General features: G+C 61.1%; 21 protein-coding genes. 15 read left to right on the plus strand and 6 right to left on the minus strand.

Annotated features, from left to right (window positions below):
• Nucleotides 1-399: 399 nt before the first annotated feature.
• The gene (locus tag CCGE531_RS05915) at nt 400-606 is read right to left on the minus strand and encodes a hypothetical protein (RefSeq protein ID WP_120663355.1); all 207 of its coding nucleotides are present in this window, start codon (nt 604-606) and stop codon (nt 400-402) included.
• Nucleotides 607-1,127: 521 nt separating this feature from the next.
• Between CCGE531_RS05915 and CCGE531_RS34135 the strand changes: the two genes are divergently transcribed.
• Nucleotides 1,128-1,295: a hypothetical protein gene (locus CCGE531_RS34135; RefSeq protein WP_162943850.1), complete on the plus strand. Its 168-nt coding sequence runs from the start codon at nt 1,128-1,130 to the stop codon at nt 1,293-1,295.
• Nucleotides 1,296-1,444: 149 nt separating this feature from the next.
• Here the strand turns inward: CCGE531_RS34135 and CCGE531_RS05920 are convergent, their stop codons facing one another.
• The 3 genes from CCGE531_RS05920 to CCGE531_RS05930 form a co-directional block, all read right to left on the minus strand.
• Nucleotides 1,445-1,993: a DUF1254 domain-containing protein gene (locus CCGE531_RS05920; protein WP_120663356.1), complete on the minus strand. Its 549-nt coding sequence runs from the start codon at nt 1,991-1,993 to the stop codon at nt 1,445-1,447.
• Entirely contained in the window at nt 1,986-2,573 is a 588-nt protein-coding gene (locus CCGE531_RS05925; RefSeq protein ID WP_120663357.1) for a DUF1214 domain-containing protein, read from the minus strand. The genes CCGE531_RS05920 and CCGE531_RS05925 overlap by 8 nt, the downstream gene beginning before the upstream one ends.
• 269 nt (nt 2,574-2,842) lie before the next feature.
• Nucleotides 2,843-5,038: a transglycosylase domain-containing protein gene (locus tag CCGE531_RS05930; RefSeq protein ID WP_120663358.1), complete on the minus strand. Its 2,196-nt coding sequence runs from the start codon at nt 5,036-5,038 to the stop codon at nt 2,843-2,845.
• Between the two features lie 165 nt (nt 5,039-5,203).
• Here CCGE531_RS05930 and CCGE531_RS05935 point away from each other — a divergent pair, with 165 nt between their 5' ends.
• Entirely contained in the window at nt 5,204-5,692 is a 489-nt protein-coding gene (locus tag CCGE531_RS05935; protein ID WP_120666537.1) for a YcgN family cysteine cluster protein, read from the plus strand.
• Here CCGE531_RS05935 and CCGE531_RS05940 read toward each other — a convergent pair.
• Nucleotides 5,670-5,999: an MmcQ/YjbR family DNA-binding protein gene (locus tag CCGE531_RS05940; RefSeq protein ID WP_162943944.1), complete on the minus strand. Its 330-nt coding sequence runs from the start codon at nt 5,997-5,999 to the stop codon at nt 5,670-5,672. The genes CCGE531_RS05935 and CCGE531_RS05940 overlap by 23 nt on opposite strands.
• Nucleotides 6,000-6,155: 156 nt before the next feature.
• On the opposite strand from CCGE531_RS05940, the gene CCGE531_RS05945 reads away from it, so the two are divergent.
• The 13 genes from CCGE531_RS05945 to CCGE531_RS06005 all read left to right on the plus strand — a co-directional run bounded on the left by CCGE531_RS05945 (nt 6,156) and on the right by CCGE531_RS06005 (nt 21,320).
• Nucleotides 6,156-6,464 (plus strand): Dabb family protein, encoded by a 309-nt coding sequence (locus CCGE531_RS05945; protein ID WP_120663359.1) that lies wholly within the window; start codon nt 6,156-6,158, stop codon nt 6,462-6,464.
• Between the two features lie 562 nt (nt 6,465-7,026).
• A complete protein-coding gene (locus CCGE531_RS05950) occupies nt 7,027-7,275 on the plus strand; it encodes a hypothetical protein (RefSeq protein ID WP_120663360.1) in 249 nt (82 codons plus the stop codon).
• Between the two features lie 137 nt (nt 7,276-7,412).
• On the plus strand, nt 7,413-8,084 hold the full coding sequence (locus CCGE531_RS05955; protein WP_120663361.1) for a response regulator transcription factor: 672 nt from the start codon (nt 7,413-7,415) through the stop codon (nt 8,082-8,084).
• Entirely contained in the window at nt 8,074-9,468 is a 1,395-nt protein-coding gene (locus CCGE531_RS05960; protein ID WP_120663362.1) for a HAMP domain-containing sensor histidine kinase, read from the plus strand. Before CCGE531_RS05955 ends, CCGE531_RS05960 begins: the two co-directional genes overlap by 11 nt.
• A gap of 90 nt (nt 9,469-9,558) precedes the next feature.
• Nucleotides 9,559-9,990: a hypothetical protein gene (locus CCGE531_RS05965; RefSeq protein ID WP_120663363.1), complete on the plus strand. Its 432-nt coding sequence runs from the start codon at nt 9,559-9,561 to the stop codon at nt 9,988-9,990.
• Nucleotides 9,991-10,085: 95 nt separating this feature from the next.
• A complete protein-coding gene (gene ccmI / locus CCGE531_RS05970; protein WP_120663364.1) occupies nt 10,086-11,228 on the plus strand; it encodes a c-type cytochrome biogenesis protein CcmI in 1,143 nt (380 codons plus the stop codon).
• On the plus strand, nt 11,225-11,674 hold the full coding sequence (gene ccmE, locus CCGE531_RS05975) for a cytochrome c maturation protein CcmE (protein WP_120663365.1): 450 nt from the start codon (nt 11,225-11,227) through the stop codon (nt 11,672-11,674). The genes ccmI and ccmE overlap by 4 nt, the downstream gene beginning before the upstream one ends.
• Nucleotides 11,671-13,659, plus strand: coding sequence for a heme lyase CcmF/NrfE family subunit (locus CCGE531_RS05980; protein ID WP_120663366.1), 1,989 nt, complete (start codon nt 11,671-11,673; stop codon nt 13,657-13,659). Before ccmE ends, CCGE531_RS05980 begins: the two co-directional genes overlap by 4 nt.
• A 110-nt stretch (nt 13,660-13,769) precedes the next feature.
• The gene (locus tag CCGE531_RS05985; RefSeq protein WP_120663367.1) at nt 13,770-14,225 is read left to right on the plus strand and encodes a cytochrome c-type biogenesis protein; all 456 of its coding nucleotides are present in this window, start codon (nt 13,770-13,772) and stop codon (nt 14,223-14,225) included.
• A 167-nt stretch (nt 14,226-14,392) separates the two neighbouring features.
• Entirely contained in the window at nt 14,393-15,946 is a 1,554-nt protein-coding gene (locus tag CCGE531_RS05990) for a Do family serine endopeptidase (RefSeq protein ID WP_120663368.1), read from the plus strand.
• 286 nt (nt 15,947-16,232) lie between these two features.
• Nucleotides 16,233-16,910: a response regulator transcription factor gene (locus tag CCGE531_RS05995; protein WP_205586492.1), complete on the plus strand. Its 678-nt coding sequence runs from the start codon at nt 16,233-16,235 to the stop codon at nt 16,908-16,910.
• Nucleotides 16,907-18,322 (plus strand): ATP-binding protein, encoded by a 1,416-nt coding sequence (locus tag CCGE531_RS06000; protein ID WP_120663369.1) that lies wholly within the window; start codon nt 16,907-16,909, stop codon nt 18,320-18,322. The genes CCGE531_RS05995 and CCGE531_RS06000 overlap by 4 nt, the downstream gene beginning before the upstream one ends.
• Before the next feature lie 40 nt (nt 18,323-18,362).
• Complete coding sequence (locus tag CCGE531_RS06005; RefSeq protein WP_120663370.1) at nt 18,363-21,320, plus strand: bifunctional [glutamine synthetase] adenylyltransferase/[glutamine synthetase]-adenylyl-L-tyrosine phosphorylase; 2,958 nt, start codon at nt 18,363-18,365, stop codon at nt 21,318-21,320.
• On the opposite strand, the gene CCGE531_RS06010 is transcribed toward CCGE531_RS06005, so the two are convergent.
• On the minus strand, nt 21,321-23,636 hold the full coding sequence (locus CCGE531_RS06010; RefSeq protein ID WP_120663371.1) for a PAS domain-containing sensor histidine kinase: 2,316 nt from the start codon (nt 23,634-23,636) through the stop codon (nt 21,321-21,323). It lies immediately after the preceding gene.
• Nucleotides 23,637-23,673 lie beyond the last annotated feature (37 nt).

Raw genomic sequence — 23,673 nt, forward strand, 5'->3', positions numbered from 1 at the left:
ATGGATCCCGCAGCACTTCTTTCCGATCGTGCCAGACGGCCCTTTCGATGAAGAAGGCGTCTTCGGCGGCGATTGTCGAAACGGGTATGGACACGGTCGTCCTTATCTGGCTTTCGCAAAAGACTAAGGCCGCCAGGGTTAATGGTTCGTGAAAACTTTATTAAAATCCGAATAGAAATTGCGCGTTAAGCTTGCGCGGGGGTAACTGCCTGACATGGGCCGTATCCACGGCGGTTTAACGGGCCAGACCTCCTGTGGATAAGCTTTCGCAGGACGCGCGTCCGAATGGGTGCTCAACCTATGAGGGCTTCGTTTGAAAAGGTTGGGACAGGCATACAACCACGCCTGCGAAACGCCGTCAGGGGCTTCGGCTGGTACCGTGATGGGAGTGAGGATAGTTCAGATGCCCTTATGCTCGCGCATGGCGGCGAGCAGCTTTTCCGCGGTATTGTAGCCCGATTGAAAAAGGCCGATTGCGGCCGTCGCCGCAAACTCGGCTTCGGCACTTTTTATATCGATCCGCTTTTCCAGACACCACTTGTCAAGCGCACCGCGCAGGACGATGACATCCTCTGGAGAAAAGACGGAATTGCCCGCCCCGTTCATTGATCGCCCTCGAATTTCGACCTTACAATACGTTAATTTTTCGTGAGCGCAAATAATATTTGCGTGACGTTTTTCTGCAACGCATCGACTGAATTTCCATTTCCGGTAACCCCATCCGCTTGCGTAAGAATATGATATCGCTTGCTTTCTTATAAAAATTCGCCCTGGCGATTTTTCGCCGGCCGATGAAACTAAAGTCGCCGTCACAGCGTTATTAGAGCATGACGAGTCATGCCGAGGGTGACGAGCGACGATGATTAGCATTCTGTTAACTGCGATATGTCTGAATTCCGGCTGAAAGCAGCGATTGGCAGAATGTGAGCAAGTGTAGAGGGAGCATGGAGGTCGCAAGCGGCAGCCATGCCACGGTGTCAGGGAAATGCCGTGAGAAGGCGCGAATGCCTCTATTGCAGCCGAAAGAACAAGGCTGAAATGGAGGGGAGCGTCAGCCCGCTTCAGCGGCGGGCAGGGTGAAATCAAGTCGCAAGTTCATCCGTCTCGAGACGTAAATGGAGACGAGAATGGCAAAGATCATATCTCTTTTGGATTGGCGATTGCGCTTGACGCCGCGCGCCCAGAAGGAGCCGGTGGAAGCAAAGATACTTTTGTTCACCGGCGTGCGCTACGAACATCTGGACACGCCCACCCATCGACCGGGAGCCGGACCGAAGCGGGCAAAAGGAAAGTAACGCCCTTCCGTTTCGGGCAGAGCGTATCCATGTGCGCACCTACTGGTTGCTGATATAATTCAGCCGTCTCCCCATTGCGGCGAGACGGCGCGCAAGATCGCGCAAATCCCCTTGCCGCCCGAAGTTCAGTTATCTCAGCCTCAGTCATCTCAGCCATTGTCAAATTCGTCGCAACCCGCTTCCGATAGGAATTCGCGGGCGGCGTTATCAAAGCTGCCTTGCGGCGCCATCGTATGCAGCACCGCATAGCCTTGGGCGCGCGGCACTTCCACCAGGATCGATTGGGCGAGGGCTGGCGGCAACGCCTTGCGTATGCCCGTGAGCTGGACGGGGGATGCGAGCAGCAAGTCGAGCGCGCCGCCGACGGACGTGCGGTCGCTCATGCTGAACACTTCATTCGATGCGGCATCATAGACGGCGAGCGACCAGAACGGCACCTTGCCTTTCGCGGTCAAATGAACGGGAGTGTCCTCGATGTCGAATGCGCAGACGGCGGTACGGATATAGGGATCGGTGTTCGAAAGCCCCGCCTCGTCATCCTTTTCGTCGAGCATGTAGAAGTGGTTCTCGTCGCCCTCGTCCGATACGCGGGTATAGGCATCGCGGTCGGAAAAATGCGGCAATGACAGGATGATGACGATGTGCAGCAAAGCTGCTCCGAACAGGCCGGTCAGGATCGCGAAAACGAATCTAAACATTGCCGCACCCGATTTTTTCGAGTTTCGGCATGCCAAGATCGATCAGGCCGGAATTGCCGGCCGCCGGCGAATCCAGCAGCGTCCATATCAGGCGGAAATTCCCGGCCGCCGGCAAGGCGAGCCAGTTGCCCGCCTGGGCATTGGGTGAAACCGTGATGCTGAAGCTTGAATCCGGATTGCGCAGGACGATCCAGGAATTGATAGTGGAAGGACGTCCGGCGGCGCCTTCGATCGGTTGCCCGTCATTGCCCGAGATGAACAGCGTCCAGAGCCTCGCTGGCGGCGTCTGGCCGCTGATGCGATAGCTGCAATTCGCCATCAATCGCGCGCCGGCATCGTCGTCGGAAGCGGTAAACACGAGCCCTTCCGCTGTGCCATAGAGCAACCGCCCGCCACGAGCCCTGTGGGATTTCGCATAAGGATCCGCATCGGCCGTCTGCATTTCCGGAAATGCCTGCCAGGCACCGAGCTTGATCGCACCGAAACCGGAGGTCGCATCCAGCGCCAGGAGCGTGAACACGATACCGCCGCCAAAGGCGATGACAAGCGAAAGCGCAACAAGAAGGGGAACTCGGAACACCCTAAGATCGTCCTCGTGACAAATCAATGTCGATTTATTCCTGATTCTGACGGTAGGGGGAAGGGCAGGACGCTCTCGGACCGCAGTCATACAGAAATGCAGCCGATAGAAGAACAAAGCGGTCCGCGGCCGAAACACCAGCTGCTGTCGGGCCATCAGCCCATCGGTCGGCCTTGATGCGACGCGGCATATTCCCTCGTATTTTCGTTGGAAAACACGTCCGGGAGGCCGCATGTGCGTCCTCCGTTTTCATCTCGCTGGGGTGATCTCTATTCCGCCGTCGCCACTTTCTGCGCTCCGAGCCGGTTCGCGGCTTTCAGCCTTTCGCCGATATTGCGCAGGATGTTCGTCGAATCCACCGAGAGGGAGCGCGGCCGCACGAGCGGAGGCAGGCTGGGACTGGAGGCATCGGCAGGCTTCTTGGCCGCAACGGTTTGCGGCTTCTGGACCGGGAACGGGTTGCTGATGCCAGGTATGGGTTTCAGCACGATGCCCTGATGCGCGTAGTCCATGATCTTCTTGAAGGTCATGGCCGGCAGCGTGCCGCCCGTCATGTTGTTCGTGGAGGTATAATCGTCATTGCCGAACCAGACGGCGCAGGTGTAGTTGCCGGTAAAGCCGATGAACCATGCATCGCGATAGGCCTGCGTGGTGCCGGTCTTGCCGCCGACCACGATGCCGTTGTCGAGCGCGGCTCTGCGGCCGGTGCCGATGACCGGAACCTGCGTTAGCATCTGGTTCATGTAGGACGTCGCCTTTTCACTGAGGACGCGCTTGGCCGACTGCTCGTCGTGACTGAAGTCATAGAGCACCTTGCCGTCATAGCCGGCGATCTGATCGATGCCGTGACGCCGCGACTGCATACCGTTGGCGGGGAAGACGGCATAGGCCGTCGCCTGGTCGAGAACGGTCACTTCCGAGGTGCCGATCGGAATGGTCTTGTCGTTGCGGATCGGCGTTTCCACGCCCATGGCCTTGGCCATGTTGCGAATGGGCTGGATGCCGAACTTCTCCTTCGCCAGCCGCACCGGGATCGTATTGATCGACTGCGTGATCGCCTGCGTCAGCGTCACCTTGCCTTCATAGCGGTTCTCGTAATTGTGCGGGCTCCAGTTGCCCCAGCTGATGGGCGCGTCGACGATGGTGGATGTCGGCGTCATGCCGTTCTCCATCGCGACGGAGTAAGTATAGATCTTGAAGGAGGAGCCCGGCTGGCGCAGCGCCTTGGTCGCGCGGTTGAACTGGCTCTCGCCGTAGTCGCTGCCGCCGACCATGGCGCGAACGGCGCCACCATTTTCGATCATGACGCTGGCGCCCTGCTTGGCATGGTAACGTTCGCCGAACTCCATCAGGCTGGATTGGACGGAATCTTCCGTCGCCTTCTGCAGCCCCATGTCGATGGTGGTGCGAACGATCAGCGAGCGCTCGGGGAACCGCGTCGCGAGCCGCTGCACTTCGTCGAAGGCCCAGTCGAGGAAATAGTCCGGGGATTCGATCTGGGCGCGGTCGACGACGGAGGCCGGATTGCGGCGCGCGGCGATCACCTGCCCCTCCGTCATCAGCCCGCTCTGAACAAGGTTGGAAAGCACATCGTTGGCGCGGGCGCGGGCGGCTGGCAGATTGACGTGCGGCGCATATTTCGCCGGCGCCTTGAACAGGCCGGCCAGCATCGCAGCCTCCGCCAGATTGACGTCGGCAATGCTCTTGCCGAAATAGAATTGCGCGGCTGCCGCCGCGCCGAATGTACCGCCACCCATATAGGTGCGGTCGAGATAGAGGCTCAGGATCTCCTTCTTGGAGAGATTGGCCTCAAGCCAGATCGCCAGAAAGGCTTCCTTGATCTTGCGGTCGATGGAGCGCTCGTTGCTGAGAAAGATGTTCTTGGCAAGCTGCTGCGTCAGCGTCGAGCCGCCCTGGACGACGCCGCCGGCTTGCGCATTGACGGTCACCGCGCGGAACAGGCCGAACACGTCGATGCCGAAATGGTCGAAGAAGCGCCGGTCCTCGGTGGCGAGCACCGCCTTGACGAAATAGTCCGGCAGCTGGTCGACCGGCACGGAATTTTCATGAATGATGCCGCGGTGGCCGATGACATTGCCGTAGCGGTCGAGGAAGGTGACGGCGAAATTGCCGCGATTGCGCCAGTCGCCCTGCGTCGCCTCGAAGGCGGGCATGGCGAGCATCAGCATCACGACCGAACCGGCCGCACCCAGTGTCAGGCCTTCGCCAAGCAGCTCGAAAACGATGCGTTTCCAGCCACGCACGCGGAAACGGCGGAAGAAGATCGTGATCTCCTCCCAGGCTTCCGCAAGACGAAAGCCGGCGCTCCACAAGGTGGAGTCGATCCATGAATCGAGGCGCAGAAAGAAGTAGCGTTTCCGCCGCCGCGGCCTTTCGGCCCCGCTGTCCTTCTGCGTCTCAGGCTCCGCCTTCGGCCCGTTTTCTGGATTGGATGGGTCTTCCACGCTCTACTTCCCGACCACAATATTGCTGTGTGCTTCCTTGCGGCACACACAAAGCTCATTATCTCATAGAACGGCTATTTGAATAATTGGTTGATTTAGAGAAAAGAACAAGAGACATGCATGCCGCAGCCCGAATTCTCCTTGTCGGGTGCGAGGACGACGATGATGACAGACGAGTTACCCTTCTGGAAAACCAAGGCCCTGGCGGAAATGAGCTCGCCGGAATGGGAAAGCCTTTGCGACGGCTGCGGTCTCTGTTGTCTCAACAAGCTCGAGGACTGGGATAGTGGTGACGTCTATTTCACCTCCGTCCGCTGCAAGCTCATGGATGGTGAAAGCTGTCGTTGCACCAGCTATCCGAACCGTTGGGATTTCGTGCCGGACTGCGTGCAGCTGACGCCGGAGAAGGTGCCGGGGCTGGCTTGGCTGCCGCCCACCTGCGCCTACCGTCTCGTCGAGGAAGGTCGTGATCTCTACTGGTGGCACCCGCTGATCTCGGGCGATCCGGAAACGGTGCATATCGCCGGTGTTTCCGCCCGAGGACGCACCGTCAGCGAGAACGATGTCGATGTCGAGGATTTCGAGGATTACGTCGTCGATTGGCCGCTGACCGCGGAAGATGACATGGAGCCTAATCCTCCGGCAAAGCCATAGATTTCGGCGCCACGTTTCGCCATGCGCGATGCACCAGTGACTTGATCGCCTCATGATCGGCATCGTGATGGAACAGCCGCGTAGAGCCCTTCAGGCCCCAGCCGCCCGGCACGGCCATGACGTCGCCAGGCATGGTTGCCAATGCCATTTGCTGCTGGTCGGGTGTCAGCTTGACGACGCAGAAATCCGGGCCTGGAAGGGTCATGAAGATCTTGCCCCGAACGCGAAAATCGCGGGTTCCGAAGTGTGAGCTCTCTGCCGCCTCCGGCAGGCCGAGGGCAAGGGATATAAGATCCTCGTCGGTCATGGCCACGATGATAACACGCTCCGCCGCCATGCGGTAAATGGCAGCCTGCGTGGCCTGCGACGAAACGGCCACGGAAGCGAAGCGGTCAATTTATTGAATTGCGCCTATACGCATGGTATCGCGCCATGCCCTCGCATATGCACAAGGAGCCGCCGCGTGATCCGTCATATCGTCTTCTTCACCGTTCCTGATCGCGCCAATCTCGAGGAGGTCCGCTCCGGCCTCTCGATCCTGACAGCCATTCCGCATGCGCGGCTCCTGGAAATCGGCATGAATGTGAAGACCGACCAGCTCGGAACCGAAGTCGATCTCGTCGTCTATGGCGAATTCGATGATGAGGCGGCGCTTGCCGCCTATAAGGCGCATGCAAACTATCAGCGGTCCATCGAGCGCGTTCGTCCGCTGCGCGAAATGCGGATCGCCGCCGATTATGAGACCACGAAGGCCGTCCGCGAGCCGTTCTGAACGCGCGCCACCGGGACCGGCTCCCGCCAGCCATTTCAATGGATTGGGCATTCGAGCGGAATCGGATTGTTGATCTCTAGACTCTCTGCGTGAGGCTCTTCAATCAACCTTTGAAGTTCCGGACTCGACGTGAGAGGAAATCGCCCCAAGCGATTCAAAGGACTCAAGGAAATCCCCGCGCCTTGCCTCGGCAAAGCGCTTGAAGGCCGGTGTCCATCGGCCTATGGCGGCGTGCATGCCCATGTCGCACCCACGGGCAGATGATAAGCAAGAATGATTAAAAATGACTGAGCCTGCGGCTCGAAGAAGGGTGCTTCGAAGCCAAATATGCACCTCGCTTCGCATATCGCTGATAGATTGTATCGATGCGGGGCGATGGAACGCCAATCGGTTGCCGTCGTGGCGAGCCTGCCACTTTGCATTCAATCATTTCAAATAGTTAAGAAACAGGTTGTGTGCCTTGCTTGCGCAGCGGGCCGAAAATTACAGCCCATTCATTTGCCATTCAGACGTGTTTGGGTAAATAATCACCAAGTTAATATCCCTGTGGGAAGTCCGAAGCATGGCCTCATTTTCAAGCATAGCAGCGGCGGCCCTCGTCATGGCCGGCTCGGCTGTTCTGCCAGCGCCGACGTCGACCCTGGTGGCTCGCGCCAACAGCGACTGTAGCGAGGCTGCCGCCGAGGTCGTTGAGAAGACCGGCGGGCAGCTCCTGTCCGCACAACCGGCCGGCGACAGCTGCATCATCACCGTTTTGGTGCAGGGCAACGGGCAGCGCCCCCGCAAGGTGACGATGAAAGTGCCGATGTGATCGTGGACGCGTTGAATCATAATGCCCGGCGGACGTTCTAAAGCCTTGAATCCCACACAAATTCTTATTGTTTCCGTGATTCCACTGTAGCTCGATTTACAGTAGTGTTTTTCGAACCGGGGAAATTGGGTCCAAACATGCGCATTCTTATTGTCGAAGACGATACCAACCTGAATCGTCAGCTTGCCGAGGCCTTGAAAGAGGCAGGTTATGTCGTCGATACGGCCTTCGACGGTGAAGAAGGGCATTTCCTCGGCGATACCGAACCCTATGACGCGATCATCCTGGATATCGGCCTGCCTGAAATGGATGGCATCACCGTATTGGAGAAATGGCGCGGCGCCGGGCGCACGGTGCCGGTGCTGATTCTGACCGCCCGCGACCGGTGGAGCGACAAGGTGGCGGGCATCGATGCCGGCGCGGACGACTATGTTGCCAAGCCCTTCCATGTCGAGGAGGTGCTGGCGCGCATCCGTGCTCTGATCCGCCGCGCCGCCGGCCATGCTTCCTCGGAAATTGTCTGCGGCCCCGTGCGGCTCGATACCAAGAGCTCGAAGGCGACCGTCGACGGCAAGCCGCTCAAGCTCACCTCCCATGAATATCGCCTGCTTGCCTATCTCATGCATCACAAGGGCGAGGTCGTCTCGCGCACAGAGCTTGTCGAGCACATGTACGACCAGGATTTCGACCGGGATTCCAACACGATTGAAGTCTTCGTCGGTCGTCTGCGCAAGAAGATGGGTGTCGATCTGATTGAAACGGTCCGCGGCCTTGGTTACCGAATCCAAGCTCCGACCAATGCGAATTAAGTCGCTCACCGCTCGCGTCCTGCTGTTGACCACACTCTGGTCTGCCGTGGCGCTGGTGGTGATCGGCCTCGTCATCTCCAATATCTACCGCAAGAGCGCCGAGCGCGGTTTTCAGGACCTGTTGCGTGCACAGCTCTCCAGTGTCATCAATTCGGTCACAATCGGCGATCAGGGTGGGCTATCAGGCAAGCCGGAACTTGGCGACCTGCGCTTCGCCCAGCCGAAGACCGGCTGGTACTGGATAGTCGAGCCGCTCGGCACCTATACCGCGACACCGCTGGTATCGCCGTCGCTGGGTGCGTCGAACCTGCCGGTGTTGTCGGTGCTGGAGGCACCCTTCGACAAGCAATACCAGCGCTATTACATCGTCACGGATGCCTTCGGAAACCGCGTGCAGGTGGCTGAAACCGAAATCCAGTTCGATACGGACCACGCGGCTCGGTTTCGCGTCACAGGCAATGTCGCTGTCGTCGAGGACGATGTCCGTAATTTCTCCCATAGCCTCTATTTCGCGCTGGTCGGCTTCGGTGTCGGCAGTCTCATCGTCAATGCGCTCGCCATTCTTTACGGCCTGAAGCCGCTCGATAAGGCCCGCGCAGCGCTGGAGCGCATCCGTGCCGGCGACAGCGAGCGGCTGCAAGGCGATTTCCCACGAGAGATCCTGCCGCTTGCCAACGAGGTCAATGCGCTGATCGAAAGCAACCGGCGCATCGTCGAGCGTGCCCGCATGCAGGTCGGCAATCTCGCCCACTCGTTGAAAACGCCGATCGCGGTCCTTCTGAACGAATCCCGCGTGCTCGAGCGTTCGCATGGCGATCTGGTGAAGAACCAGGCGGAAGCGATGCAAGGCCAGGTGCAATCCTATCTCAATCGCGCCCGCATCGCCGCGCAGCGTGAATCCGTGCTGGCCCGCACTGAGGCCGAGCCGGCGCTGGAGCGGCTCGTCCGTGTCATGCGACGGCTGAATGCCGACAAGGAATTCGAGCTCACCGTCTCGCCCAATCTGGCGCTCGCCATGGAGCAGCAGGATCTGGAGGAGACCGTCGGCAATCTCTTGGAAAATGCCGCCCGTTTTGCCGAACGCAAGGTGCGCCTTTCTGCGAGCGAAGCGCCGCCGGAAATCAAGGGCATCGATCCCGTGCGACGTCATTGGGTGGAACTGGTGGTCGAAGATGATGGGCCAGGACTAGAGCCGGATCAGATTCGCGAGGCGATGAAGCGCGGCCGCAGGCTGGATGAGAGCAAGCCCGGCACCGGGCTCGGCCTGTCGATTGTCAGCGAGATCACCAATGAATATCAGGGCCGTTTCGAACTGTCCCGGGGCACCTGGGGCGGACTTCGCGCGAGCTTAATTCTTCCGGGCCTGATGAAGGATGTTGCGTGAGGCCCGGCATGATGCCAAAAGACGTTGTGGGTCATGACGATGCCGCAGCGCAGTACCTATGGTTTTGCTTTTTGATACTGGTTCGGTTGTATGAAGCTTCGTACCTTTTCTCTGGTCGCTCCCTCCCTTTTCGCCGCGATTGCGCTTTCCGGTTGCTCGACGACGAGCGGCTTGGGGGGCGGCAAGAGCCTGTTTTCGTCTGCGAAGCCTCCAGCCTCCGCAACCTTCATCAATGCTCTTGATGGCGGCATTGTCGAGCGCACTGGTATCAAGCTCAGCGACGGCGATAAGCAGCGCGCGCTAGAGGCGGAATATCGGGCGCTTGAGACCTCACCTCTTGGCCAGCCTGTGGCATGGAAGGGCAGGAATGCAAGTGGCGAGGTTATTCCCGCCGCGCCCTATCAGGTCGGTTCGCAGAATTGCCGGCAATATACCCACACCGTCACGGTCGACAGCAAACCCACGATGGCAAGGGGTGCGGCCTGTCGCAATGACGACGGCACCTGGACGCCGCTCGAATAGGTTTCCACGTCGAAAGGCGCGGCCAAACGCCTCAAATCTTCGTCAGAAAGGCTTTCTCGGTTGGAATAAGCGCCCCGTTAAAGTATTGGGCGTGTATGCTGTTCTGGATTCTCGTGGCCGTTCTCACGGCTGTTGTCGGCGCTGTGCTGCTCTATCCCCTTCTGCGAAGTGCAAAGGAGGCGGATGACTATCGTTCCGGAGAGACCGAGGTCTATCGCGATCAGCTCCGCGAACTGGATCGGGATCTGGCAGGCGGCTTGATTTCCGCGGAGGAGGCCGGCTATGCCCGCGCCGAGGTCGGCCGGCGCCTCATCGCAATCGCCAAGGACGGGAACATGGCGACGAAATTGCCGGCGCGCGGCAATTATCGCCTTGCCCAGGCCTTCATCATCGTCATTCTTCCGGCAGTCGGGCTCTGTCTTTATCTCGCGAACGGCGATCCGGGATTGCCGGCGCAGCCGCTGCAAGCGCGGCTCGACAAGCCCGGAAACGATCTTGCCATTTCGATCGTCAAGATCGAGCAGCATCTGGCCAGGAACCCGGATGACGGCAAGGGCTGGGAAGTCCTGGCACCGATCTACTTCAAGACCAACCGTATCGGCGATGCCGAGCTTGCCTATCGCAACGTCCTCCGTCTTCTGGGACCGAATGCGGCGCGCCTCGGCGATCTGGGCGAAGTTCTTGTCGTCAAGGCCAATGGCGTCGTGACGGCGGAGGCGCGCAGCGTGCTGCAGCAATCCCTAGCACTCGATGCCGCCAATCCACGTACGCTTTTCTACCTGGCGCTGGCGCTGGAGCAGGAAGGCAAGGCGGCCGAAGCGAAGACCGCCTTCGAGACCCTGGCGAAACAATCGCCGCCGGATGCGCCCTGGCTTGCCGCCGTCGACGCGCATATCATCAAGAATGGCGGCCAGCCTGAAGCATCCGCCAATGGCAATGCGCCCGGCAATCCGACCGCCGAGGACGTCGCCGCGGCGAACGCGCTCAGCGGCGGCGATCGCCAGCAGATGATCCGCGGCATGGTCGATAGCCTCGATGCCAGGCTCAAGGAGGATCCGAAGAATTTCGAAGGCTGGATGCGGCTGATCCGCTCTTATGCCGTATTGAACGACCGGGATCGCGCCGCTGATGCGCTGAAGCGCGGCCTTGCGGCGTTTCCGGCCGATGGAGGGCAGGGCCAGCAGCTTCTGGCGCTGGCGAAGGAATTGGGACTGCCGACGGAGGTGAAGCAGCAATGACCCGCAAGCAGAAACGTCTGGCAGTCATCGCCGGCGGCATGGGTTTCATCGCCGCCGCCATACTGCTCGTGCTCTTCGCCTTCAGTCAGTCGGTCGCCTATTTCTACATGCCGGCGGATCTGGCGAAAACACCGGTCAATGCCGGGACGCTGATCCGCCTGGGTGGCCTCGTCGGCGAGGGCTCGATCGTGCGCGGCCAGGGCACGCAGGTGCAGTTTTCCGTTACCGATGGCACCGATACGATTAAGGTCAAATATGATGGCATCCTGCCGGATCTCTTCCGCGAGGGGCAGGGTGTGGTGACCGAAGGCAAGTTCGAACCGGGCAGCGACGTTTTCGTTGCCGACAGCGTGCTCGCCAAGCATGATGAGCGCTACATGCCGAAGCAGGTCGCCGACAAGCTGAAGGCCGATGGCGTCTGGAAGGGTGAGGAGGCGGCGCAATGATCATCGAGCTCGGACATTATGCCCTGGTGCTGGCGCTCGCGACCGCGCTCGTCGTCTCCATTCTGCCTGTCGTCGGTGCCCGGCGCGGCGATGTCTCGATGATGGATATTGCCCCGGTCGGCGCGATCGTCATGTTCCTGCTGGTCGCCTTTTCCTTCGGCGTGCTGACCTACGCCTATGTGGCCTCCGATTTCTCGGTGCTCAATGTCTGGGCCAATTCCCATTCGCTGATGCCGCTGATCTTCAAGATTTCCGGCGTCTGGGGCAATCACGAGGGATCGATGATGCTCTGGCTGCTGATCCTGGCGCTGTTCAGCGCGCTTGTCGCGCTGTTCGGGCGCAATCTGCCCGATGCGCTGCGCGCCAATGTGCTGGCCGTGCAATCGTGGATATCATCGGCCTTCCTGATCTTCATCCTGCTGACCTCCAATCCCTTCACCCGCCTCAATCCGGCACCGGCGGAGGGCAAGGATCTCAATCCCGTGCTGCAGGATATCGGTCTCGCAATCCATCCGCCCTTGCTCTATCTCGGCTATGTCGGCTTCTCCGTCTGTTTTTCATTTGCCGTTGCTGCGCTGCTGGAAGGCCGCATCGATGCCGCCTGGGCGCGCTGGGTCCGTCCGTGGACGCTGGCAGCCTGGAGCTTCCTGACGCTCGGCATCGCCATGGGCTCCTATTGGGCCTATTACGAGCTCGGCTGGGGCGGCTGGTGGTTCTGGGATCCGGTGGAAAATGCCTCCTTCATGCCCTGGCTTGCCGGCACGGCGCTACTGCATTCGGCGCTGGTCATGGAAAAGCGCGACGCTTTGAAGATCTGGACCGTGCTGCTGGCGATCCTCACCTTCTCGCTGTCATTGCTCGGCACCTTCCTCGTCCGCTCCGGCGTGCTGACTTCCGTCCACTCCTTCGCCAGCGATCCGACGCGCGGCATCTTCATTCTCTGCATTCTCCTCTTTTTCATCGGTGGCGCGTTGTCGCTCTTCGCCTTCCGCGCGCCGAAGCTTGCCGCCGGCGGATTGTTCGCGCCGATCTCGCGTGAGGGCGCGCTTGTGTTGAACAACCTGATCCTGACGGTCGCCTGCGGCACGGTGCTGACAGGCACGCTCTATCCGCTGGCGCTCGAAACGCTGACCGGCGACAAGATTTCCGTCGGTCCGCCCTTCTTCAACATGACGTTCGGGCTGCTGATGACGCCGATCCTCATTGCCGTGCCGTTCGGCCCGCTGCTGGCCTGGAAGCGCGGCGATCTGCTCGGCGCATTGCAGCGGCTCTATGTCGTGGCAGGGTTGGCCTTTATCGCCGGATTGGTTCTGTTTTACATCAGGCATGGCGGGCCGGTCCTCGCCGTTCTTGGCCTCGCCGCCGGCTTCTTCCTGATCTTCGGCGCCTTGGCCGATCTCTGGTATCGCGCCGGTATCGGCAAGGCGGCTGCGAATGTCGCCTGGCGGCGCCTCAGCGGGCTGCCGCGCTCCGCTTTCGGTACGGCGCTCGCGCATGCGGGCCTCGGCATCACCGTGCTTGGCATTATTGCAGTGACGACCTTCGAGGGCGAGAACATCACCAGCATGAAGCCGGGCGAGACAGCTGAACTCGGCGGCTACAGCCTGCGCTTCGAGGGCATGCAGCCCGGCGTCGGTCCCAATTTCACCGAGGATCGTGCCCGCTTCACGGTCAGCCGCAGCGGCGTCGCCTTTGCGGAAATGTCCTCCGCCAAACGTGTCTTCACCGCGAGCCGTACGGCCACCACCGAATCCGGCATTCTTACGCTTGGGCTCAGCCAGCTTTATGTGTCGGTCGGCGATGCCAGCAAGGATGGCGGCATGGTCGTGCGCATCTGGTGGAAGCCCTTCATTCTCTGCATCTGGATGGGTGCGCTCGTCATGGCGATCGGCGGCTTCGTGTCGCTCAGCGACCGCCGCCTGCGCGTCGGAGCCCCCAGCCGCAAGGCGAAGCCGGTTCGCCCGGCGATGGAGCCGGCCGAATGATGCGTTTGAACCAGCCCCCCTCATCCGCCCCCCCGGGAAGAAGGTGCCCCGCAGGGGCGGATGAGGGGGCATTCCATCACAAGAAGAGCAGGGCGGGGCAGAAGATAGGAATGTTCGCCCGCCTGCTCATGCTGCTGGCATTGCTCTTTGCCGCCGCCCCCGCCTTCGCCGTCAATCCGGACGAGGTCCTGTCAGATCCGGCACTGGAAGCGCGGGCACGTACGATTTCGGCCGAACTGCGCTGCATGGTCTGCCAGAATCAATCCATCGATGATTCCAACGCGGATCTTGCCCGCGACCTGCGCCTGCTCGTGCGCAAGCGCCTTGCCGACGGCGATACGGATCGGCAGGTGCTCGACTACATCGTTTCCCGCTATGGCGAGTTCGTGCTGCTCAAGCCGCGCTTGAGCGAAAAGACGTACATACTCTGGGGCGCGCCGATCGCGCTCTTCGTTGTCGGCGGATTGGCCTTGGTCGTCTACGCCCGGCGCCGCGCCGGCAAACCCACCGGCAAGCCTCTGAGCGACGAGGAAGAGGCGCAATTAAACGAGATCCTGGGAAAATAACGTCGCCGTCATTTCCTTCACCTCATTGCCACCATTTCCTTACATTACGAATTTTTCATGGGGCGGACAGTTCGCTGTAAGGTGTCGCGCCCTATATATTTATCACCACGAGCCAAAGCCGGTTTCGCCGGCGCAAATTCGACGAGAAAAGAAAAGGTAACTTGCATATGTTCAGGAATATCAAGAACAGCCTGTCCCGCAGCACCGCTATGAAGGCCTCGGTCATCGCCGGCCTCGCTGTTGCTGCCCTGGCCACGGGTGTTCCGGCCGAAGTCAGCCGTTCCTATGCCGACGCCGTCAATGTCCAGGCGCCGCAGGTTCCGAGCTTTGCCAACGTGGTCGATGCCGTGTCGCCGGCCGTCGTCTCGGTTCGCGTCGAATCCCGTGTCAATGCGGCTGCGGATGAAGACGACTCCTTCGGTCTCGGCCGTGGCTTCGACGATCTTCCGGATGACCACCCGCTGAAGAAGTTCTTCCGCCAGTTCCAGCAGCAGCAGGGCCGAGGCCAGCAGCATGGCCAGAACCAGCAGAAGAATCCCGATGACAAGGGCCACCTGCGCCCGGTCGCTCAAGGGTCTGGCTTCTTCGTCTCGGAAGATGGTTATATCGTCACCAACAACCACGTCGTTTCCGACGGAGCTGCCTTCGTCGTCATTCTCAATGACGGCACCGAGCTCGATGCCAAGCTCGTCGGCAAGGATTCCCGCACCGATCTCGCGGTGCTGAAGGTCGATCCCAAGGGCAAGAAGTTCACCTATGTCGGCTGGGCCGATGACGCCAAGGTCCGCGTCGGTGATTGGGTCGTTGCCGTCGGCAATCCGTTCGGCCTCGGCGGCACCGTCACCGCGGGTATCGTATCGGCTCGTGGCCGCGACATTCATTCCGGTCCCTATGACGATTACATCCAGATCGACGCGCCGGTGAACAAGGGCAACTCCGGCGGCCCGACCTTCAATCTCAACGGCCAGGTGGTCGGCATCAACACCGCTATCTTCTCGCAGTCGGGCGGCAGCGTTGGCATCGCCTTCGCAATTCCGGCGACGACCGCCAAGGATGTCGTGGCCGACCTGATCAAGTCCGGCACCGTCTCGCGCGGCTGGCTCGGCGTGCAGATCCAGCCGGTCACCAAGGATATCGCCGAATCCCTCGGGCTTTCCGAGGCAAGCGGCGCGCTCGTCGTTTCCCCGCAGGACGGCTCGCCCGGCCAGAAGGCCGGCATCAAGAACGGCGACGTCGTGACGGCGGTCAATGGCGAGCCGGTCAAGGATCCGCGCGATCTCGCACGCCGCATCGGCGCGATGCAGCCGGGTTCCAAGGTCGAGGTTTCGATCTGGCGCGCTGGCAAGTCGCAGTCTGTCACCGTCGAGCTCGGCACGCTTCCGGCCGATCAGAGCCAGGCCTCCAACGACGACTCGCAGCCGAGCCAGCCGCTGCAGCCATCCTCCGAAAAGGCGCTCGCAGACCTCGGCCTCACTGTCGGCCCGTCCGATGATGGCAAGGGCGTTGCAATCACCGCCGTTGACCCCGATTCCGATGCCGCCGACAAGGGCGTGAAGGAGGGCGAGAAGATCACCTCGGTCAACAACCAGCAGGTTTCGAGCGCCGGCGACATCGCCAAGGTTATCGAGCAGGCGAAAAAGGATGGTCGCACGCGCGCCCTGTTCCAGATCCAGTCCGGTGACGGCAGCCGCTTCGTCGCTCTGCCGATCAACGCCGGCTGATCCCTTCGGCGTGTGAAATGCATTCAGGAAGCCGCGCAAGCCACGGCCTGCGCGGCTTCTTTTTTAGAGCAATTCCAGGAAAAGTGCTGCGCGGTTTTCCGTCCGGAATTGCGAGACGACAAAGCGATGGAGCGGTTCAGAGAACCCGTGAAAAACTGAACCGCTCCAGCACGTTCAATCAGGCTGGCTCCAAGGCAGGTGAAAGATGACAACCACTGGCCAACATGCCGTGAATTCTTCCGATTCTGGTTGTGCCGAGGCGACCTCGGCGGGTAATGTCGCCCACATGAAGATTCTGATCATCGAAGACGATCTCGAGGCGGCGGCTTATCTCACCAAGGCGTTTCGCGAGGCTGGCATCGTTGCCGATCACGCGAGCGATGGCGAGAGCGGTCTCTTCATGGCCACCGAGAACACTTACGATGTCGCCATCATAGACCGCATGCTGCCTCGCCGCGACGGGCTCTCCGTCATCAGCGAACTGCGCCGCAAGGGCGTGCATACGCCGGTTCTGATCCTTTCCGCGCTCGGCCAGGTCGACGATCGCGTCACGGGCCTGCGCGCCGGCGGCGACGACTACCTGCCGAAGCCCTATGCCTTCAGCGAGCTTCTGGCGCGCGTCGAAGTGCTCGGCCGCCGCAAGGGCACACCGGAGCAGGATGTCCTTTATCGCGTCGGCGATCTGGAGCTGGACCGGCTCTCGCATGAGGTGCGTCGCGGCGGCAAGGAAATCCCGCTGCAGCCGCGCGAATTCCGCCTGCTCGAATATCTGATGAAGAATGCCGGCCAGGTCGTGACCCGCACCATGCTGCTCGAGAATGTCTGGGATTATCATTTCGATCCGCAGACGAACGTCATCGACGTCCATGTTTCGCGCCTGCGCTCCAAGATCGAGAAGGATTTCAGCCAGCCGCTGCTGAAAACGATCCGTGGCGCCGGATACATGATCAAGGACGAGGGATGAGTCGCTTCCGCGTCCTCTTCAAGTCCACCGCCGTCCGCCTTTCCGCCCTCTACATCCTTCTCTTTGCACTTTGCGCCGCGACGCTGGTCTTCTACGTCACGGCCATGTCCGAACGGCTGCTGACGGGGCAGATCCGCGACGCCGTTCAGCAGGAGGTCAATCAAGTCAAGCGCGCCTACGACATCGGCGGGCTGAACCTGCTTCTGCGCACGATGGAGCGCCGCGCCCGCCAGCCGGGCGCCAACCTCTATGTCATTGCCGGTCCTTCCGGCGACATTCTGGCCGGCAACGTCGCCTCGGTGCAGCCCGGCGTGCTCGGCCAGGCCGGCTGGACGGAGCTGCCCTTCGTCTACGAGCGCTATACGGACGCTTCCAATGATCCGGAGCGGCGCCATCTGGCGATCGCCAATATCTTCATCCTCGACAACGGCCTGCGCATCCTGATCGGCCGCGATCTCGGCGAGCCGGAGCGCTTCCGCGTGCTGGTGCGCCAGGCGCTGATGCTGGCGCTGGCGATCATGGGCGTCGGCGCGCTGGTCATCTGGTTCGGCATCGGCCGCAACGCGCTGAAGCGCATCGACCGGATGACGGATGCCAGCCGCAAGATCATGGCCGGCGACCTTTCCCAGCGCCTGCCGGTCGGCGGCTCCGGCGACGAGTTCGACCGCATGTCGGCATCGCTGAATGCGATGCTTGGGCGCATCGAGAAACTGAACGAGGGGCTGCGGCAGGTCTCAGACAATATCGCGCATGACCTCAAGACCCCGCTGACACGCCTGCGCAACAAGGCCGCCGATGCGCTCGACAATGCCGACAGCGACGGCCGTCGCGTTGCCCTCGAGGGCATCATCGGCGAGTCCGACCAGCTGATCCGCACCTTCAATGCGCTCTTGATGATTTCCCGCGTCGAGGCGGGATCGGTGGCCGCCGAAATGACTGATGTCGATCTTTCCTCCATCGTCGCCGATACGGCCGAACTCTATGAGCCGGTTGCCGAAGAAGCAGGCCTGGCGCTGACGGCGGATATCGAGCCTGACGTCGTGGTGCAGGGCAACCGCGAACTGATCGGTCAGGCGCTGTTCAACCTCATCGACAATGCCCTCAAATATGCTTCGGGCTGCAACGGCAAGCAGGCGATAATCTTCAGGCTGGCGCGCACCCATGATGCGGTCACGCTCGCCGTCGCCGATCACGGACCGGGCATTCCCGCCCATCAGCGCGCCGATGTGGTCAAGCGGTTCTTCCGCCTGGACGAAAGCCGTTCCAAGCCCGGAACCGGCCTTGGCCTCGCTCTGGTCGAGGCGGTCATGGAGCTGCATGGCGGCCGGCTGGAGCTTTCCGATACCGATCCAAACAGTCCCGACGCCAAGGGATTAACGGTCACCATGATCTTCCCCATGCAGAAACAATAGGTTAATCCTGCAGTATCCGCTTGCTGTTGGGGAGAACTGCATGACGACGCAAGGCGATTTGCTGCGGGATGTTCCGTCTGGGCGGTTGCGGCCTTTGAACCAGACCGAGATGAAGTCAGCACTTGCCGATCTCAGACAGATCGGCGGGGCGGAGCCTGCCATCGCTGCCTTGCTTGCCGAGGAGGGCGCATTGCGGGATTTCATCGTCGCTGCGTTGACCTTGTCTCCTCATCTGCGCGAGATCGCCAATCTCGAGCCATCGCTCCTCGTTGCCGCCATCGAGAGGCCGTTGTCGCCTCAGATCGAGGCGCTGGTCGAGGAGGCCCGCCGCGCCTGGCTGCCGGGTGAGGAGGCAAGCTCTTCGCCCTCGGAATCCGAGGTGATGAGCCGCCTGCGCATCGCCAAGCGCCGCGCCGCCTTTCTGATCGCGCTCGCCGATCTCGCGGGCATCTATAACGGCAAGACGACGACCCTTCGGCTGAGCAGACTTGCCGAAGCTTCCATTTCCGCGGCGATCGACCATCTGCTGCTGTCGTCGCACCAAGCCGGCAAGATTTCGCTCCCCGATCTCGCATCGCCGAGCCAGAAATCGGGGCTGATCGTGCTCGGCATGGGCAAGCTTGGCGCTGAAGAGTTGAACTATTCGTCCGACATCGATCTGGTCGTCTTCTTCGATGAGACGGCGGGCATCGTGCCCGATCCCGACGACGCTATCGAGATTTTCCCGCGGCTGATGCGGCGGTTGGTGCGCATCCTGCAGGAGCGCACGGCGGATGGTTATGTGTTCCGCACCGATCTTCGCCTGCGTCCCGATCCCGGCTCGACGCCGCTGGCGATCCCGGTCGATGCGGCGATGATCTATTACGAGGGCAGGGGGCAGAACTGGGAGCGCGCGGCCTTCATCAAGGCGCGTGCCGTTGCTGGCGATATCGCCGCCGGTCAGGCTTTCATCCGCGATCTCGTGCCCTTCGTCTTCCGCAAATATCTGGACTATGCCGCGATATCAGACATTCATTCGATCAAGCGGCAGATCCATGTGCACAAGGGGCACGGAGCGATCGCCGTCAAGGGCCATAACGTCAAGCTTGGCCGCGGCGGCATTCGCGAGATCGAGTTCTTCGTGCAAACGCAGCAGCTTATTGCTGGCGGCCGCATGCCGGCATTGCGTTGCCGGTCGACGGAGCAAACGCTCGCCGAGCTGACCGAGGCGAAGTGGATCGACGCGGAAACCCGCGATGAGCTGACATCAGCCTATTGGTTCCTGCGCGATGTCGAACACCGCATCCAGATGGTGCGCGACGAGCAGACGCATCTGCTGCCTGAAACCGATGCCGAGCTCCGGCGTATTGCCTTCATGATGGGCTTTGCCGACGTAACGGCTTTCTCCGAGGCTCTGGTGACGACGCTGAAGACGGTCGAGCGGCGTTATGCGCGCCTGTTCGAGCAGGAAATGAAGTTGTCGTCCGGAACGGGCAATCTGGTTTTTACCGGCCAGGGCGACGATCCCGACACGCTGCAGACGCTACGCCGCCTCGGCTTCGAAAGGCCGTCCGACATCGCCAACGTGATCCGCACCTGGCACTACGGCCGATATCGCGCCACCCAATCGGTAGAAGCGCGCGAGCGGTTGACGGAATTGACGCCCGAGCTGCTGCGCGTCTTCGGCGAAAGCAAGCGGGCGGATGAGGCGCTGCTGCGCTTCGACAGCTTCATTTCCGGCCTGCCGGCGGGCATTCAGCTCTTCTCGCTGCTGGGCACCAATCCGGCGCTGCTCTCCCTCATCGTCAACATCATGTCCTCGGCGCCGCGTCTTGCCGAGATCATCGCGGCCAAGCCGCACGTTTTCGACGGCATGCTGGACCCGGGCCTCATGGCCGAACTGCCGACACGCGATTATCTGGCCGAACGCATCAGGGGTTTCCTGGCGCCTGCGAGACACTATGAAGAGGTGCTGGACCGCCTGCGCATTTTCGCGTCCGAACAGCGCTTCCTGATCGGTATTCGCCTGCTGACGGGCGCGATCGGCGGGCAGATGGCGGCTCGAGCCTTTACTTACCTCGCCGATCTGATCGTCGAAGCGGCGCTGGATGCTGTGATGAAGGAAATCCGCGCAGCGCATGGCGAATATCCAGGCGGTCGCATCGCTATCGTCGGCATGGGCAAGCTCGGCAGTTTCGAGCTGACGGCGGGGTCCGACATAGACATTATCCTGCTTTATGACTACGACGACGCGGCCGGTGAATCGACCGGTGCGAAGCCGCTCGATGCCACCCGCTACTTCACGCGCATTACCCAGCGCCTGATCGCGGCGCTCTCGGCACCGACGGCCGAAGGCATCCTCTATGAGGTGGACATGCGCCTGCGTCCCTCCGGCAACAAGGGACCCGTCGCCACGCGCATCAACTCCTTCGAGAAATATCAGCGCGCGGAGGCCTGGACCTGGGAGCACATGGCGCTTTCCCGGGCGCGGCTGATCGGCGGCGATGAGGCGTTGGTAAACGACGCCGAACGCATCATCGGCGAGGTTCTCTCGGCAAAGAGAGACACTGCCAAGATCGCCAGGGATGTTCGCGAGATGCGCGGCCTGATCGATCAGGAAAAGCCGCCCGAAAATATCTGGGACCTGAAACTGATCCCCGGCGGTCTGATCGATATCGAATTCATCGCTCAATATTTGCGTTTGATTGCACCCGAGCGTGGCGTCGGCATCGACGCGAACGGGCTCAGCACGGCGGAAGCGTTGAAACTGCTGGGCGCCAGCCTAGTGGATCGCAATGACCTCGATGTCTGCCTGGAGGCCCTGCATCTATATACGGAATTGTCGCAACTCATCCGGCTCTGCATCGACGGCTCCTTCGATCCGCAAAATGCGCCTTCGGGGCTGATCGAGCTGGTCTGCCGCGCCGGCGACTGCCCGGATATCCGCACCTTGGAAGCGGAGCTGAAGCGGCTGTCGAAGGCGGTCCGAAAGATATTCCAGGCGACCGTTGGAAGCTGATCAGCGCTGATCCGGGATGCGGATCGCGATGACCGTGCCGATGCCTTCGCGCGAGCGGATGCGCATGCGGCCATGATGCAGCGCGGTCAGGGATCTGGAAATGGCGAGCCCGAGGCCGGAGCCTCCCTTGCTCTTCGCATATTGGCTCTGCACCTGTTCGAAGGGCTGGCCGATCTTGCTCAGGGCCGATTTCGGAATGCCGATGCCCGTGTCGGCGATGACAAGCACGACAGCATCTTCGACCCTGCGCGTGCGAACGGCGATACGGCCGCCGTCATTGGTGAATTTCACGGCGTTGGACAGCAGGTTGAGGACGATCTGCTTCATTGCCCGCCGGTCGGCATTCAGCTTGATCTCGGAGGAAATATTCTGCTCGACGAGAATGTTCTTCTGCGCGGCCGGGATGCGGGTGAAACGCAGGCATTCCTCGATGAGCGGCGCCAGATTGATCCGCTCGCAGGAGAGCTTCATATGCCCGGCTTCGATCTTGGACATGTCGAGAATGTCGTTGATGACATTCAGAAGATGCTTGCCGCTGTCGTGGATATCCTTGGCATATTCGTCGTAACGAGAGGAGCCGAGCGGACCGAACATCTGGTCCTGCAGGATTTCCGAGAAGCCCAGGATGGCGTTGAGCGGCGTGCGCAGCTCATGCGACATGTTGGCGAGGAATTCCGATTTGGCCCTGTTGGCCGCCTCGGCCCGCTCTTTTTCCGCAAGGTAGTTCGCGTTGGCGGTCGAAAGCTCGGCCTTCTGGCGCTCCAGGATCTGCCGCGAGGCGGAGAGATCGTTGATCGTCGCCATCAGCCGGCGTTCGGACTCGCGAAGGCGCTCCTGGTTGCGTTTCAGCTGCGTGATATCACTGCCGACGGAGACGAGGCCGCCGTCTCGGGTGCGGCGTTCGTTGATCTGCAGCCAGCGCTCGTCGGCCAGCTGCACCTCCGTCGTCTGTGAATGGCTGACACGGACGGGATCGACGATGCGCCGCTCGATGACCGGCCGAGCTGCCGCCGCATTGACGACGGCGCGCTCGGTGCCGGGCACGAGCACGTTGTCGGGCAGGCCGTAAGCCTGCTGGAAATGCGCATTGCACATGACGAGACGATCGTTCTTGTCCCACAGCACGAAGGCTTCGGAGGTGCATTCGATAGCATCGGCCAGCCGTTGGTCGGCTTCGGCATAACGCTGCGCCAGCCGGTGCTGTTCGGTCACGTCCATGGCGATGCCGATCATATGCACGCGGCCGGAATTGGTGCGGATCACCTGGGCGCGGGCGCGCATCCAGACATAATGCCCCTTGGCATGGCGGATGCGCAGGATCTGGTCCACCTGGCCGGCATTGCCGCGGGTGACGGAGCGGGCGAGCATGTGCAGGCTGTTGTCATCCGGATGCATCAGCCGTGCCGCATCCGTGAAGGCGAGCGGCTTGTCGGCGGCCGGCAACCCGAGCATGTCGTACATCGAGCGCGACCAGAAGAACTTGCGGCTGGTGAAATCGAAATCCCAGAGACCGCAGCGGCCGCGCGAAAGCGCCGTCTCTACCCGCAGGTTCGATTCGAGGAAGATTTCATCCGCGTCCCGGGCCCGCTTTACCTGGGTGTAATAGGCATAGAGAATGACGAGCAGGATGGAGGAGATACCGGCAAAGAGCGTGACGTTGAGCGTGAGCTCGTCGCGCCAGAGCTTGTCGATCTGATCCATCGATGCGGCCGACAGAATGAAATCGCCCTTGTCGCCGATCAGGGAAATCGCCGCATAATAGGGCTCGCCGCCGATCATGGTTTCGATCACGCCGGCATGGTCGCCGAAATTGCGGACGGCCGACACTTCGGGAAAGAAGTCGGAGATCAGCATGCCGATATAGCCCGAGCCGGCCGCCGATGAGCCGAACACCCGCCCGCTCGACTGTACCAGCAGCACGAAGGCCCCGGGATCCAATCGATCCTGCGGCAAATAGGAAGCCAATTTCCGCTCTGCGCCCCTGCGGTCGCCGGCCTGGAACAAGCTGGCATCGTTCGAAAAGGCGGCGGATGCGGCGGCGATGGAAAGCGAAGTCGTGCGGCGGGCAGACGCCGCCATCCGACCATGTTCCGTTATCATGCCGAAGAAATGCGAGGCGGCAACGACCATCAGGAAGGAAACGATGAGGACCGGAATGATGCGCTTGAGAATATGTTCCGTCTGCGGGAAATGACGCGAGATCGTCTCCACACGCACGCCGGTTCGATCGGTAACGCCGCTATGCCAGGATTTCAGACCGTCGAAATTAACACGCAGCCGTCCATCGGCCGCGGTTGTCCGCCGCACGTCCACCATCGCTTTAGCCTTGTCCCTCGTGTGATTCGCTGCGCCG

The organism is Rhizobium sp. CCGE531, assembly GCF_003627795.1.
Lineage (GTDB): Bacteria > Pseudomonadota > Alphaproteobacteria > Rhizobiales > Rhizobiaceae > Rhizobium.